The 13959-nt window shown below is 70.3% G+C and carries 12 protein-coding genes; 6 read left to right on the forward strand and 6 right to left on the reverse strand.

The features are described 5' to 3' along the window. Positions 1-139: 139 nt before the first annotated feature. Positions 140-508, forward strand: coding sequence for a YciI family protein (locus ABN028_RS10340; RefSeq protein WP_349325464.1), 369 nt, complete (start codon positions 140-142; stop codon positions 506-508). Positions 509-555: 47 nt separating this feature from the next. Further along, positions 556-1845: an RNA polymerase sigma factor gene (locus tag ABN028_RS10345; RefSeq protein WP_349696439.1), complete on the forward strand. Its 1290-nt coding sequence runs from the start codon at positions 556-558 to the stop codon at positions 1843-1845. Between the two features lies 1 nt (position 1846). Here the strand turns inward: ABN028_RS10345 and ABN028_RS10350 are convergent, their stop codons facing one another. The 4 genes from ABN028_RS10350 to ABN028_RS10365 form a co-directional block, all read right to left on the reverse strand. Then, positions 1847-2575 (reverse strand): class I SAM-dependent DNA methyltransferase, encoded by a 729-nt coding sequence (locus tag ABN028_RS10350; protein WP_349325466.1) that lies wholly within the window; start codon positions 2573-2575, stop codon positions 1847-1849. Between the two features lie 114 nt (positions 2576-2689). Continuing rightward, positions 2690-3607 carry a sulfotransferase family protein gene (locus ABN028_RS10355; protein WP_349325467.1) on the reverse strand — a complete coding sequence of 306 codons (918 nt, stop codon included), beginning with the start codon at positions 3605-3607 and terminating at the stop codon, positions 2690-2692. Beyond that, a complete protein-coding gene (locus ABN028_RS10360) occupies positions 3604-4170 on the reverse strand; it encodes an AMIN-like domain-containing (lipo)protein (RefSeq protein ID WP_349325468.1) in 567 nt (188 codons plus the stop codon). Before ABN028_RS10360 ends, ABN028_RS10355 begins: the two co-directional genes overlap by 4 nt. 62 nt (positions 4171-4232) lie before the next feature. Next, positions 4233-7283 carry a PKD domain-containing protein gene (locus ABN028_RS10365; protein ID WP_349696440.1) on the reverse strand — a complete coding sequence of 1017 codons (3051 nt, stop codon included), beginning with the start codon at positions 7281-7283 and terminating at the stop codon, positions 4233-4235. A 362-nt stretch (positions 7284-7645) separates the two neighbouring features. Between ABN028_RS10365 and ABN028_RS10370 the strand changes: the two genes are divergently transcribed. The 4 genes from ABN028_RS10370 to ABN028_RS10385 are packed head-to-tail and all read left to right on the forward strand — an operon-like array spanning position 7646 to position 12756. Continuing rightward, a complete protein-coding gene (locus ABN028_RS10370; RefSeq protein ID WP_349325470.1) occupies positions 7646-9052 on the forward strand; it encodes an O-antigen ligase family protein in 1407 nt (468 codons plus the stop codon). Then, positions 9049-10374 (forward strand): hypothetical protein, encoded by a 1326-nt coding sequence (locus ABN028_RS10375; protein ID WP_349696441.1) that lies wholly within the window; start codon positions 9049-9051, stop codon positions 10372-10374. Before ABN028_RS10370 ends, ABN028_RS10375 begins: the two co-directional genes overlap by 4 nt. A 37-nt stretch (positions 10375-10411) precedes the next feature. Then, positions 10412-11785 carry a GumC domain-containing protein gene (locus tag ABN028_RS10380; RefSeq protein WP_349696442.1) on the forward strand — a complete coding sequence of 458 codons (1374 nt, stop codon included), beginning with the start codon at positions 10412-10414 and terminating at the stop codon, positions 11783-11785. A gap of 29 nt (positions 11786-11814) precedes the next feature. Further along, positions 11815-12756, forward strand: coding sequence for a glycosyltransferase family 2 protein (locus tag ABN028_RS10385; RefSeq protein ID WP_349696443.1), 942 nt, complete (start codon positions 11815-11817; stop codon positions 12754-12756). An 85-nt stretch (positions 12757-12841) separates the two neighbouring features. Here the strand turns inward: ABN028_RS10385 and ABN028_RS10390 are convergent, their stop codons facing one another. Both ABN028_RS10390 and pssD read right to left on the reverse strand, forming a co-directional pair. After that, on the reverse strand, positions 12842-13366 hold the full coding sequence (locus tag ABN028_RS10390; protein WP_349325474.1) for a glycosyltransferase: 525 nt from the start codon (positions 13364-13366) through the stop codon (positions 12842-12844). Between the two features lie 50 nt (positions 13367-13416). Next, positions 13417-13920, reverse strand: coding sequence for a PssD/Cps14F family polysaccharide biosynthesis glycosyltransferase (gene pssD / locus ABN028_RS10395; RefSeq protein ID WP_349325475.1), 504 nt, complete (start codon positions 13918-13920; stop codon positions 13417-13419). Positions 13921-13959: the final 39 nt, after the last annotated feature.

Here is a 13959-nt window from a genome sequence, read left to right on the forward strand (position 1 = left end):
TAGCTCGTCCACAAGGGCCCGGCAACCCACGCATGATCATGACAACCTGCCCTGATGGAATGTCGTGGAGAGGGTCGCCGCTCCGACCTCCCTGTGAGGCCGCCCGTCCCGGGCGCGCCGAACCCGTGAGGAGCCCGCCATGAAGTACCTGCTGATCATGCATGTCAACCCCAAGATCCTCGACGCCCTGACCGAGGCGGAACGCGACGAGATCATGAACGGGCACGGCGAGTTCATGAAGACCATCCAAGAGTCCGGCGAAATGATCAGCACCCACGCGCTGGCCGATCCGTCGAACACCTCGGTGGTGAGCACGCGCGGCGGCGTGCCAGCAGTCACCGACGGCCCCTACCTGGAGGCCAAGGAGTACATGGGCGGCTACTACCTCGTCGACTGCGAGACCAAGGAACGCGCCGTCGAGCTCGCCGGCATGATCCCCGACACCAAGGTCGAAGGGCTGGCCGTGGAAGTGCGTCCGGTGATGTTCTCCGCCGGGTCGGACATGTGAGCCCAAGCAGGGTTGTGCGCCCAAGCGGGAAAGGCACAGTCAGGCATGTGAGCACGGGCTGGGATGTGAGTACGCGGACGGACGAGTCGATCGAGGACCTGCTGCGCCGGTGCGCGCCGCAGGTCCTCGGCCTGCTCATCCGGCGGCACGGGCAGTTCGACGCCTGCGAGGACGCCGTGCAGGATGCTCTTCTCGCCGCTGCGGTCCAGTGGCCGGAGCAGGGCGTACCCTCCGATCCGCGCGCCTGGCTGCTCACCGTCGCCGGTCGGCGGCTGACCGACCAGTGGCGCAGCGACAGCGCCCGCCGACGGCGCGAGGACGCAGTGGCCGCTCAGGTGCCGGCACACGAGATGGTTCTCCCTGGCCCAGGCGACGAGCGCGCGGCGCAGGACGACGACACGCTCACCCTGCTGTTCCTGTGCTGCCATCCGGCCGTGTCCGAGCCGGCTCAGGTCGCCCTCACCCTGCGGGCGGTCGGTGGCCTGCGTACGGCCGAGATCGCCCACGCCTTCCTCGTTCCCGAGGCCACCATGGCGCAGCGGATCAGCCGGGCCAAGCAGCGCATCAAGGTCAGCGGCGCCGGCTTCGGACTGCCGCCCGAGCCCGAACGGTCCGATCGGCTCCGCGTGGTTCTCCACGTGCTGTACCTGATCTTCAACGAGGGCTACACGGCCACCTCCGGCCCCGAACTGGCGCGCAGTGGGCTGACCGACGAGGCGATTCGACTGACCAGGCAGGTCCACCGGCTGCTCCCCGACGACGGCGAGGTCGCCGGACTGCTCGCCCTGATGCTGCTCACCGATGCCCGGCGTACGACCCGGACCACCGCCGACGGCGCGATGGTGCCGCTCGCGGAACAGGACCGCGGCAGATGGGACCGAAAACTCCTCGAGGAGGGAGTCGCCCTCATCAGCGCCACCCTGGCCCGGTCATCGCTCGGTGCGTACCAGCTCCAGGCAGCCATCGCCGCGGTCCACGCCGAAGCACGGAGCACGCAGGAGACGGACTGGCGCCAGATCCTCATCCTCTACAAGATCCTGGACCGCATCTCGCCCAACCCCATGGCGACACTCAACCGCGCCGTGGCCACGGCGATGGTGGAGGGCCCGCAGGCGGGGCTCGACCTGCTCGCCACGCTCGACGCCGACAGGCGCGTCGCCGGCCACTACCGCATCGACGCCGTACGCGGACACCTGCTGGAGCTCGGCGGCGATCCCGCCGCCGCTCGGTCGAGCTACCAGGCGGCTGCGCGCGGCACGATCAGCCGTCCGGAACAGCGCTACCTCGAAGCACAGGCCGCCCGGCTTCGCGCGACCGACGATCCCGAGCCTGGTTGAGCTACCGGCGGCGGTAGACGCTGACGTGCAGCTTGCTGTCGGCGGTGAACGGCTGCTTGTCCCACCCGCCCCACCGCTCGGCGAGGCGGAGCCCGGCGATCCGCGCCATCAGGTCCATCTCGGGTGGCCAGATGAGCCGACACACGATCGGCCCGAACCGGATGCCCTTCTCGGACAGCGTGACATGGTTCTCCTCCAGCAGCTGGGTCACCGGGTCATAGCGGCAGACGTCCAGCCCCACGCTGTCCGTGCCGACCCATTCAGGCCGGACGTACTCGTGCTGGGCGGTCCACGCGCTCGGGACGGCCGCCTCCACCACGAACGCCCCGTCGTCGGCAAGGTGGCGGGCGGCGTTCTCGAAACACCGGACCTGGTCGTCCTGCGTCAGCAGATTGAAGAGGGAGTTGAAGACGAGGTAGACCAACGCGTGCGTGCCGGGGACCCGCTCCGAGGACATGTCGCCGACCGTGACGTGCAGGGCCTCGCCGCCAGGCTTCGACCGCAGCTGGTCCACCATGGCGCTGGACAGCTCGATGCCGGCCACGCTGACGCCCTGCTCGGCGAGCGGAAGCGCTATCCGTCCGGTGCCGATCGCGAACTCCAACGCGCGACCACCCCCGGCGACCTCGGCGAGGAACCGGCAGGCAGCCTGCTCGTCTCCTCGGAGCGAGTTGTCGTACCTGCTGGCCACGTCGGGGCCGAAGCTCGTCGCCGGGTCGAATCCGTCCATGCCGCCAAGCATTGTCCGCACGCCGACGCGACACCAACGAGTTTCCCCATGCCCCGCCGACGACGAGGACCGGCACGCCGCGAGGACCGGCACGCCGCGAGCGCGGGCGCCGGGTCAGCGACGCCAGGCGGGAGTGTGACCCAGGACCTTGGCGAGCTGTTCGTCGTAGGGCAGGAAGTAGTCCGCGAGCTGCTTGCGTACCGGCTCCGGCATCGGCTCGCTCGGCCGGGCGTTGTGCTGACCGAACGCCGACGGCAGCCAGGACGGCAGGCCGAGGAAGTCGAGCACGTCGTCGTAGGTCGACGCGGGGTTGGCGAAGAACTCCTCGCTCTCGATCACGTGTACGCACTCGCGCCCGAAGAGGTCGATCGCGGCCTGGAGGTGCTCGACGTAACGCCCGCGGGCGACGTAGGCATGATGGCGGTGCGCATCGCTCTGGTAGCCGTGGTCGGACGCCAGGCGCTCGACCTCCCCGGCCAGTCGCTCCGGCTCGAGGTCGAGGGCGCGTTCGAACGACTCGGTCTCGAAACCGCGCGCGAGACCATGCTTGTAGGCCGACCAGGCCCGCTCTATCGGGTCACGGACCATGACGATGAGCCGTACCCCGGGCAGGTCGCGCGCGATCCGCGGCAGCGCCAACGGGTGGTAGAGGTAGTAACCGCAGGACTCCATGGCCTGCGGCTCGCCCGATCCCACCGACCAGTTGCCGGCCCGGCGCCTGGCGGTGGAGAGCAGCGGGAAGTGCGCGCGGTACCACGCCGGGCCGCGGTCGTAGTTGAGGTCGAAGTAGTTGACGCCCTTGTGCAGTACAGGTCCGGCGACCACAGGGTGAGCGATGAGCGCCCGGTGCAACGAGGTGGTGCCGCAGCGCTGGCCTCCCACGATCAGGAAGCTGGGAACCAGCCGACCGCCGGACGTGTAACGCCCGAACGTGCGGGTCACCGCCCGACCGGACCGCTTCACCCAGGGCGGTGCCACCGCCCGCAGACCCCCATCCGAACCCCCGGCACCCCGCGGACTCGTCTCGCTCACCTCGTGCGCACCTCCACGACCAGTCGAGTCGGGTTGGACAGTTGCTTCGCGCGGAACGGGGCCCTGCGGTCGAGTCCCACTCCGAAGGTCAGGCTGCCGCCCAGATTGCGGGCCAGGAGGACCTCCTTGACCTGCGGCTGCTCGGGGGTGAGGTCGGGACGCACCGCCAACCGGTTCTTGGTGTTGGGGTTGGTCAGGCTGAACTCCACCTCGAGCAATGCGTTGCCAGACAACGGAAGTGGCTCGTCTTCGGGATGGGCCCGGAGAGCGTCAATGTAGCCCACCCGGAACTTCGGCAGGACCTTGGTATCGGCGAAGGTGAAGGTCACCGTCTCCACGCCTTCGGCCGTGTCCGTATCGAGGCCGACGAGCCGGGCCGACGCGTCGCTCTTGTTGCCGACTGGCGACTCGGCGAACGCGCCATCGTTCCCGGTCGACACCGAACGCACGCCCTCTCCGCCACCGGAACCAGCTGCCGGACCCGGCCCGCCGGCAGCTCCGCCGTCGCCCCACAATTCGATGAGCGAACACGAGCTACCGGCGAGGCTGAGGACCGCCACCATGGCGCACACGGAAACGCGGTGGGCCGCCCTTGCACGGATCCAGCCGATCCCGTCCCTTGCCGTCATCCGCCCGGTCCGATCAGGAACGACCACATCGTGGCCTGGGCGCTCGCCGCGTCGGCGGTCGCGCCCAGTGAACCCTTGGCCCCGGTGCCCGCCGGAGCACCGCCGTCGGTGAGCAGCATGGAAATCCTTCCGCTGCCCGTGCCGTAGGAGCTGCGCCGCGTCGTCTGACCCGCCGGCGCGGTCCACTGCGTCGTGGCGGAGGACTTGTCCGTCCAGTAGCTCACCAGCCAGGCACCGTCGACTCCCTGGACGCCCGGCGTGGTGTGGGTCGTCCGCGAGGTGGTCTCGGCCGCGCTGGCGAAGGTACGCACCACCGGGTCGGGACCGCGGTAGGCCACCACCGTCAGGTCACCCTTCGCGTAGTCGGAGAGCGCCACCTGGACTGTCGACCCGGCGTCGGTCGCCGAGGCTTCCTTCTGCCAGACCCGGGTCACCATGGTGGAGGCAGATTTCGTACCTACGCTCGACCAGCCGCCCACACCGCTCGGTGCGGAGGCGGTGGGCGTGGTGGTGTTGACGGTCGACAGGAGCAGCAGCCGGTCGCCCGCCGCGACGCTCGCCGGGATGGTCACCTGGTGGGTCTTGACGTTGGCGTTGCTGCCGGCCTGGCCGACGAACCGTACGGAGCTGACCGGCGTGGCGACGCTGACCACCTGTTCCGACTGCGCGGTCTTGCCGTCGCTGCCGGTCACCGTGAGCCGGACGGTGAAGCGCCCGGTGGACGAGTAGCTGTGCGAGGCGGTCGCCCCTGTGGCGGTGGTCCCGTCACCGAAGTTCCAGGCGTACGACTGCACCGCACCGGAGGGGTCGGTCGAGTCGCCGCCGTCGACGTCGCAGGCCAGCCCGTCACACGACACGGAGAACTTCGCCGCCAGCGGCTGGTCCGGATCGGCGGCGGTCACCGTCTTTTCCACGCTGTCGGTCGCCCCGGAGTCGTCGGTGACGGTGAGCGTCACCGTGTAGGTGCCGCCCTCGGCATAGGTGTGCCGCGGCGTCGCGCCGGTGCCGGTCGACCCGTCGCCGAACTTCCAGGCGTACGACTCGATCGTGCCGTCTGGGTCGGTCGAACCCACTGAGCTGAAGGTGCAGGTGAGGCCCTCGCAGGTGCTGGAGGCCACCGCGGTCGGCGCTCCTTCGGCCGCCATGCTCGGGTCGGTGAACAGGAACATCGCCCGGGAACGCCAGTCGTTGCCGTCGACGCCCGGGCCGCTCACCACGGTCGCGGTGCCCGCGACCGGCTTGCCGGCGCTGAAGGTGACCCTGCGCAGGTTGCCGTCAATGGTCGAGGCGAAGTAGAGCTTCCCGCCAACGTGGAACATGCCGGTCACCTTGGAGAAGTCGACGCCGGTGACGCTGGGACTCGCAGTGAACCGCTCGGCCCCCACCGCCTGGCTCTCCACCGAGAAGTAGCGGTAGTAGAGCGAGCTCGATCCGGTGCGGGTGTAGTAGAGCCTGCCGCCGGAGGCGAACATTCCGGTGGCGGCGGCGACGTCGGCGTGCCAGGCGGAGTCGGAGACCAGTTGGTCGGCGAGATTGATGGTCGTGGGCGTGCCATAGGTCGACCCGTCGAACGTACGCCGGTCGAAGGCACCGTTGGACCAGCCGGCATACAGCGTGTCACCGAGCATGAACCCCGCCCGCATGTTGCTCCAGGCGAGGCCACCCGTCGGAGCGGCGGCGGCGGCGCCGACGGTGGTGCCGTCGTAGTGCCGCTTGCGGGGGCTCAGGTTGGTGCCAGAGGTCGGTACGTAGTAGATGTCGGACGGCAGCTCGCCGGCGGCCGGCCGCGGTACGTCCGTGCCCCCCGCGAGTGGGAAGAACGCGATCCGCCCGTGGTACTCCCAGTTGCCGATCCGGTCGGTGTCGCTGCCGACCCAGAGGCCCGCGGACGTGGCCACCATGTCGAAGACGCCGACCCCGCGGGTGCGGCCGGGGTTCCAGCGCAACGGCATGCCGTTGGCGGGGTCGAGGGCCGCGATGCCGTCGCGGCCGATCGAGCCGGCACCTGCCCGGTCGGCTGGACCGTGCGGGTTGTTCTGCCAGCGGAAGTGCCCGCCGACGTAGACCGCGGTGCCGGTGACAGCGACCGCGAAGTGGGTGTCACCGCCGGTGTAGTCGACCCAGGTCGGCGTCACCCCCGACCCGCTCGCACCGGTCTCGAACCGGGCGGCAGTGTCGCAGGATGCCGGCGGGCCGCCCTGGTAACCGCCGGTGGTGACGACGACGAAGTACGACCCGTCGGGGGCGAGGTCGACGTCCCGCATGTACGTCGGGAACACCGCGTTGCACGGCGAGGCGTAGAAGTCGGTCCGCCAGTTGGCGACCGCGGCCCTGGACCCGCTGAGGTCGAGCATCGCGATCTGGGCCCGCGGCTGGCCGTCGACCGCGGTGAAGTCACCGATCGCCACCAGCCGCGAACCGTCCGGGGTGATGTCGATCTTGAGGATCTGCAGGAAGCCGCCCGCGGTCATGGTGCCGGAGAAGACCGCCCCCTGGAAGGGGTCGAGAGCACCGGTTGCCGGGTTGAGGGTGGCGAGCGCCGCCTGCTTCTGGCCCGCCACATAGCCGAAGGTGCCGGCGACCCAGAGCCGGCCCTTCACCAGCTTCAGGTCCTTGACCCTGCCGTTGAGGGCGGGGGTGGTGAACCCGGAGGTGAGTTGCCCGTCGGCGATGTTGATCCGGGCCAGGCTCTTGACCGCCTTGCCGTTGACCGCGTCGAAGAAGCCACCCGCGTAGACGGACTTGCCGTCACTGGAGACGGCGAGGGTGGCCACCTCGTCGTCGACGTTCGGGGCGAAACTCGTGCTGACCGCACCCGTCTGGGCGTTGAACGCGACCAGGTTGGAGCGGTTGTAGACGGTCTTGCCGTCGGCCGAGCTGACCTGGGTGAACGCACCACCGAGCACCACCGTGTCGCCGACCTGGACGATGGCCTTCACATGTCCGTCGAGCACGTGCGGAGTGGAGTTGGCCGGGTCGGCGCTGACGACCTTCGGCTGGGCGGTCTGCACCGCCTCGGCGGCGTGCGGGACTCCGATGACGGGCACGGCGACACACAAGACGGTGGCCGCCACGCCCAAGCGGCGCAGTAACAACGTTCCCCCAACGGAAAGCGCGGGCCGCGCTCCGACGACACGACGGGGAGGGAGCGATCGGCAGACTGTCGACACGTGCCAAAATGCGTAAACCTGTCCAAATGCGTAGAGCATCCTGCCGGCCGATGACCACCGCGTGCAAGTGGAACGGCGACATCGACCGGCAGATCTTCCAAGGGATCCTCGACGAGTGCCGGCGTCTCGTATCCTCAAGGGCTGCCGGAGACCCCCTCTTCTCGTGCGCATCCTCCCCGCCGAGCCGCCCGAGAAACCGCACACTCGACCAGACCCGGCAACCCGCAGAGAGGACACACGTGACGGGCGCGTCCAGCGTCGGGAGCCTCACCACCGGAGCGTGGACTTCGCAGGCCACGCGCTCGTCGGCGGCGCCGCGGCTGCTCCCCGCAGGATGGCCGCTCACCGCACTGTTCCTCGGCTTTCCGCTGTGGTGGATGCTCGGACTGGCGACGTTCGCGTTCATCCTCTTCGCGGTCCCGATGGCGATCGAGTTGCTGACCCGGCGCGGGCTGCGGGCACCGAGCGGATTCGGCATGTGGCTCGTCTTTCTCGGTTGGCTCCTCGCGAGCGCGGCGATGCTCTGGGTCGATGCGCCGGGCGCCGAGCCTGGCGGTGGGGGCGCGGGTCGGATCATCGTCTTCGGCTACCGGGCCGCGATGTACATCTCCGCGACGATCGCACTGCTCTACGTCCTGAACATGCCCGAACGTGACCTGCCGACGCGCAGGGTGGTCCGGCTGCTCGGGTTCATGTTCGTCGTCACCACCTGCGGCGGGCTGCTCGGCGTGGTGGCGCCGGGGTTCGCCTTCAGCTCGCCGATGGAGCTGGTGCTGCCGGAGGGCATCGCCTCCAACGAGTTCGTCACGTCGATGATCCACCCGGCGGCGGCCGACGTGCAGTCGATCCTGGGCTACGACGAAGCACGGCCGATCGCGCCGTTCTCGTTCGCCAACTCCTGGGGCGCGAACTTCTCCCTCTACCTGCCGTTCTTCGTCCTGGCGTGGCTGGGTCGGGGCGCAGGGTGGCGGCGGTGGGTCGCGCCGTTCGTCCTGCTGGCGGCGCTGGTACCTGCCGTCTACTCCCTCAACCGCGGCCTCTGGCTCGCTCTCGGAGTCGGCGGGTGCTACCTGGCGGTCCGGCTCGCGGCCATGGGGAAGTTCTGGGCGCTCAACCTCATCGGGGCGGTCGTCGTCATCGGCGGCCTGGCGTTCGCGTTGAGTCCCCTGGGCACGATGGTGCAGCAGCGCATAGACGCGCCGCACTCCAACGACCGACGCGCGGACCTCGCCGTCGCAAGCGTCCGCGCCGTCGTCGAGGGGTCGCCGCTGCTGGGGTTCGGCTCCACCCGCGAAGTCCAGGGGAGCTTCTTCTCCATCGCCGGCGGCGCGACACCGGAGTGTCCGGCGTGCAAACCGCCACCACTCGGTACGCAGGGGCAGCTGTGGCTGGTCGTCTTCTCCCAGGGGATCGTGGGGCTGGCGTTGTTCCTGGCGTTCTTCGGCCGACGGTTCCTCGCGCACTGGCGCGAACGGACACCGCTGGCGATCGCCGGGTGCTGCGTCCTTGCGTTCTTCGGGATCGAGCTGTTCGTCTACGACACCTTCGACTCCCCCATGGTCACCGTGATGATCACGCTGGGTCTGTTGGCTCGGGGTGTACCTTCGGCCGCGCAGGAGCCGAACCAGGCCGGAGGTTCGCCGTGACGACAGAACCCGTTCACCAGCCGCCCACCTACCAGTCGACGTGGGACGCGCTGATCGAGACGATGCGGCTGCTCTGGCCGACGCCCGCAACGATCGGCGTCGCCCCCGACCCGCACGACCAGGGACACGGCGACCAAGGAGAGCGGGCACGCACCGCCGCCGGCGTCCCCGGGGGGCACCGCGTGGTCCGTGAGTTCCTCGTACTCCCCGATCGGCGGCATCCCCGCGTGGCCCTCCCGGTGAGCACCGCCCGGGTGACGGCCGAGGCGCTTCGCAAGCACAGTCAGGCCCTCTCCCTCGGCGAACGCGCCGTCCGTACGGCCCTGTCCGGTCTCGTCCGGCTACCAGGTGTACATCCGGGACTGGCGCGGGTCGCTCCGCACCGGATCCGGGTGAGTGTTCCGCAGGGGCGCAGCGCCGAGTCGTTCGAGGACCATCTCGCCGGGATCCTCGGGCACGAGGTGGTGGTCGCCATCGGGGTCGGGCAACCACGCGCCAACCGCAAGCCCGTCCTGCACGCGCTCACCCCTGAGGGCGACACCGTCGCCTACGTGAAGGTCGGTACGAAGGAACCGACGAAGGTGCTGGTCCGTGACGAGGCCGCCGCCCTGGGCAGCTTCTGGTCAGCCGACCGGCCGACGACGACGCTGCGGGTGCCGCGCGTCCTCCATCACGGGCGGTGGCGTGGCCTCGAGGTACTCGTCCTCGCACCGCTGCGCCCCGAGTCGGGTCGCTGGCGGCGTCGTACCGTCCCCCTCTCCGCGATGTGCGAGCTCGCGGGCCACTTCGGCACCACGGAGTCCACGCTCGCGCGGAGCCCGGTCTGGGGGCTCGCCCAGGACACACCCGACGCGCTGCGTGACGCCGACCGCGCCCGCCGGTTCGACCGGATCCTCGCGGAGGCAGGGGCACGCCACGGCGACACCAAGCTCATGCTCGGCGCGTGGCACGGTGACTGGACGCCGTGGAACATGGCGTGGAGCGGCGACCACGTCCTGCTGTGGGACTTCGAACGCTTCGCCACCGGAGTCCCGTTCGGCTACGACCTCACCCACTACCGCCTCCAGGCCACGCTGCGCGACGCCGGCGAAGAAGGCGCCGGCCGCCATGTCCGCCGACAGTTCGCGACGGATCCCGCCCACCGGGTGCCGACCGACGACATCGTCTTCTCCGGCAACGACCCGGAGGCGGTGTGGATCGCGTACCTCGTCGAGCTGGCGCGCCGCTACACCCTCGCGTCCGAGCCCGCCGAAGGGGCACCGTTGCGCGCCAGGACGACCTGGCTGCTCGACCTGCTCGACGACCTCGTACTCCGCCGATGACCCTGGCTCCGCACCCCGTCTCCACGGACGTCCACCGATGACCGTCGCGCTCGGCAGCTACCGCCGGTTCGTACGTTCGCACTGGCGGGCGTCGGTCCTGCTCGGCGTAGCCGGCCTGGCGAGCGGACTCGTGGTCAGCTGGGTCACTCCACCGGAGTACCACTCCACCGCCACCGTGTTCGCCCCGGCGACACCCACCTATCTCGCGCTCGAAATCGAACCGTTCGCGATCGAGGGCACGCCACCGCCGCGGGAATGGACGCAGGACACCGAAGCCGAACTGATCCGCTCCGACGTCGTGCTGGGGAACGCGGCCGAACGCCTCGGCGCGGACTGGACGGTCGCGCGCCTTTCGGACCGGATCCAGATCAGCGTGCCGACCAGCGCCCGGACGTTCTCGCTCTCGTTCACCGGACGTACGCCTGCCGAGGCACGACTGGGGGCCGAGACCGTGGCACGGGAGTACGTGCGACAACGGTCGGCACTGATCGCGGATCGGACCCGCCGGGTGGGCTCGGCGCTGCGGGACCGGCGGGCCACCCTGCAGGAGATCATCGCCGACGCACCGCCCGAGACCGACGGGGTGCCGGAGCGTTCCGGACCGTCCGCGCTGCCTGTCAACCGCGCGTTGCGGGCACAGATCCGTAGCCAGATCGCCGCCATCGACAAGGCGTTGGCCGGCGCCGGGTCGACGGCCGCCAACGCCGCCGAGATCGTGCAGCACGCGCGCCTCCCGACCGACTCGACCCGGGCGAACGCCGAGGTCGCTCCTTTCTCGGGTCTCCTGTCCGGTCTCGCGGCGGGCCTCGGCGTCGGCTATCTGAGACGCCGGCGGAAGACCCACGTAGATGACGCGTTCGACGTCGGCGACGTCGCCGGGTTGCCGATCCTCGCCAGTGTCGACTCGACTCTGCTCACGGGACTCCGCGGAAGGGACACCGTTTACCGGGCCGGCGCTGATGGGGCAGGCGCTGATGGCGCCGGCGCTGACCGGACGAGCGTCGACCAGGCAGCCGTTGACCGGGCGACCGTCGATACCGACATGCGACGACTGGCGACACAGCTGGAGCGGGCCCTTGCCGGCGGTAGTGGGCGGATCGTCGTCCTGGGATGCTGCGCCGACTCGCTGACGGCGGGCTTCGTCGCCGTGCTTCAGCGCGCCCTCACCGCGTCGACCCTTGGTCCGGCGTACGATCCCGACGTCGTGGTGGCGGCGAGCCGGGGCGGCTCGAGCACCGCCGACACGCACCCCGAGACCGCCGACATCGTGCTCGTGCTCGTCGAGTTCGGCACCACCACGCGGCGTGCACTCGCCCGGGCAGTGCGCGCTCCCCATGGCCGCCCGGGCTCCGCTGGGACCACGACGGCCACCGGGATCGTCACCCTGGTCCCGGCCACCCCACCCGGATAGTGCGGGCGCACCAGGAAAGGCACACCCGGATGACCGCAGACAGGGCCGACGACGCAGCGCCGTCGGTGACGGTGGTGATCGCCACCAGGAACCGGCCAGAACTCCTGCGCCGCGCGATCGACGCGGTGATGGCCCAGGACTACCCGGCCGCCGTCGAGTGCGTCGTGGTCTTCGACCAGGCGCCGGTCGACGAGTCCGTGTGCGCCGGTCGTACGTACGGACCACGACGCCGGGTCAGCGCGATCGCCAACTCGCGTACGCCCGGACTGGCCGGCGCGCGCAACGCCGGGATCGACGCCGCGAACGGAGAGGTCATCGCGTTCTGCGACGACGACGACGAGTGGCTGCCAGGCAAGCTGGCGCTGCAGGTCGAGCGGCTGCAGGCGACCGGCAGCGATGTCGCGGTGACTGGCATCGAGGTGCGGTACGGCGATCGGGTCGTCCAGCGCGTACCCACCGCGGCCGACCTCAGCGTCGCGACGCTCGCCCGCCGCCGCGTGATGGAGGCGCACCCGTCGACCGTCGTCGTCCGGGCCGACGCCCTCCGGATGCGGATCGGCGTCGTCGACGAGGACATCCCCGGCAGCTACGGCGAGGACTACGACTGGATTCTGCGCGCCGCCCAGGCCGGGCCCATCGCCGTCGTCGAACGCCCACTGGTGCGCGTGTTGTGGGGGCGTACGTCGTTCTTCAACCGGCGCTGGCAGACCATCATCGACGCCATCGACTACGTCCTCGCGAAGCATCCGGTGTTGAGCGAGGATCCGCACGGACTCGCCCGGTTGGAGGGGCAGAAGGCCTTCGCCTACGCGGCGCTGGGGCAGCCGCGGGCGGCACTTCGCGCGGTGGGGCGGGTGCTCCGGCTCAACTGGCGCGAGCCCCGGGCGTACGTCACGGTCGTCGTCGCCCTCCGCCTCCTGTCGGCCGACCGGGTACTCGCCACCGCCAACTCCTTCGGCCGCGGCATCTGAGGCCGACAGGCGCAAGGCGCCCGATCCCGGCTCCACCGCCTGCCAGTCTCCCGTGATCATGAACACGGGGAGGGCGCGGCCGGGGTCAGCGACGCTTCCCTGTGCGGACGGGGCTGAACAGGCCAGAGACGAGCTCGCCGAACCGGCGTACGGCGGCATCTGTCACCGCACCGTCGGCCACCTCGGACAGCCGTACCACCGTCGGGTCATCCAGGGCCTTGTCCAGCAGGACGCCGAGCTCCCGCTGCGACCCGGCGGTGAGGACGAGGCCGGTGCCGGCGAGCCGGCTGGCGAACCGTTCCTGGTGGTCGTCGACGTGCTCACCGGACTGGCCACAGCGCGGAACGACGATCGGCAGCAGGCCACGACGACGGACCTCGAGAATCGTCGACGGCCCGGCGTGGCAGACGACGATCCCCGCCCGGTCCATCCACTCGCCGAGCTCATCGTGTTCGGCATAGGCGACGCCGGCCGCGTGGCGCGGCGCCGGGGCGGTGCCGTACTGGATGAGGCACTCCACCTCGGGGTGTCCGATACTCCACGCGTCCACCCAGCGGACCAGGCGATCGAACGGGTGGTAGTCGGTCCCCACCATGGCCAGCAGGTGCATGCGTTCACTTCTCTCTGCAGCACAGGTCTCGATAGCCGGATGTCGACGGCTCAGAGGAGGGTTCCGACGACGTGGGACCCCTTGTAGAGCCGGGCCTGCTCCTCCCACTGGACGCAGAAGAGGGACGACAGTGGGCGGCACAGCCTGCCGGTGAGCGTGCGCGTGTCGAGCCGGTCGTAGACCTCGAGATAGACGGTACGAATCCGGAGTACGCGGGCCAGCAGGAAGAACGGTACGGCGACGCCGGCGCCGGTCGAGACCACGGCGTCCGGACGGTGCCGCCGGAGCACACTGATCGCGAGGAAGAAGTTGCGGATCAGGTTGGGGAGGTTGCGGGTCGTCGGGAAGTGCGCCCACACGACCCGCTCGTCGCGGAGCCTGGACTTCGCGTCCTCGGTGGCGAACGTCACCCAGGTCCGGTCGCGGGACTCCCACCACGGCTTCAGGGCGAGCAGCTGGGCCAGGTGCCCACCGCTCGATCCGACGAGCAGCACGCGCTGCGGGCGCTGCGGGCGTCCTGCCGCATCAGGCGTACATCCACCATGTTCCGTCATCCGCATCCCCCAGTTTGGCTACTCAGTGTCATTCTCCGC

This window comes from Actinopolymorpha sp. B17G11, from assembly GCF_040196095.1.
Lineage (GTDB): Bacteria > Actinomycetota > Actinomycetes > Propionibacteriales > Actinopolymorphaceae > Thermasporomyces.

Excerpts from the sequence above, each read along its gene's own strand:
- ABN028_RS10340 (WP_349325464.1), top strand. The coding sequence starts at position 140 with ATGAAGTACCTGCTGATCATGCATGTCAACCCCAAGATCCTCGACGCC.
- ABN028_RS10350 (WP_349325466.1), bottom strand. The coding sequence starts at position 2,575 with ATGGACGGATTCGACCCGGCGACGAGCTTCGGCCCCGACGTGGCCAGC.
- ABN028_RS10360 (WP_349325468.1), bottom strand. The coding sequence starts at position 4,170 with ATGGTGGCGGTCCTCAGCCTCGCCGGTAGCTCGTGTTCGCTCATCGAA.
- ABN028_RS10380 (WP_349696442.1), top strand. The coding sequence starts at position 10,412 with ATGACCGTCGCGCTCGGCAGCTACCGCCGGTTCGTACGTTCGCACTGG.
- ABN028_RS10385 (WP_349696443.1), top strand. The coding sequence starts at position 11,815 with ATGACCGCAGACAGGGCCGACGACGCAGCGCCGTCGGTGACGGTGGTG.
- ABN028_RS10390 (WP_349325474.1), bottom strand. The coding sequence starts at position 13,366 with ATGCACCTGCTGGCCATGGTGGGGACCGACTACCACCCGTTCGATCGC.
- pssD (WP_349325475.1), bottom strand. The coding sequence starts at position 13,920 with ATGACGGAACATGGTGGATGTACGCCTGATGCGGCAGGACGCCCGCAG.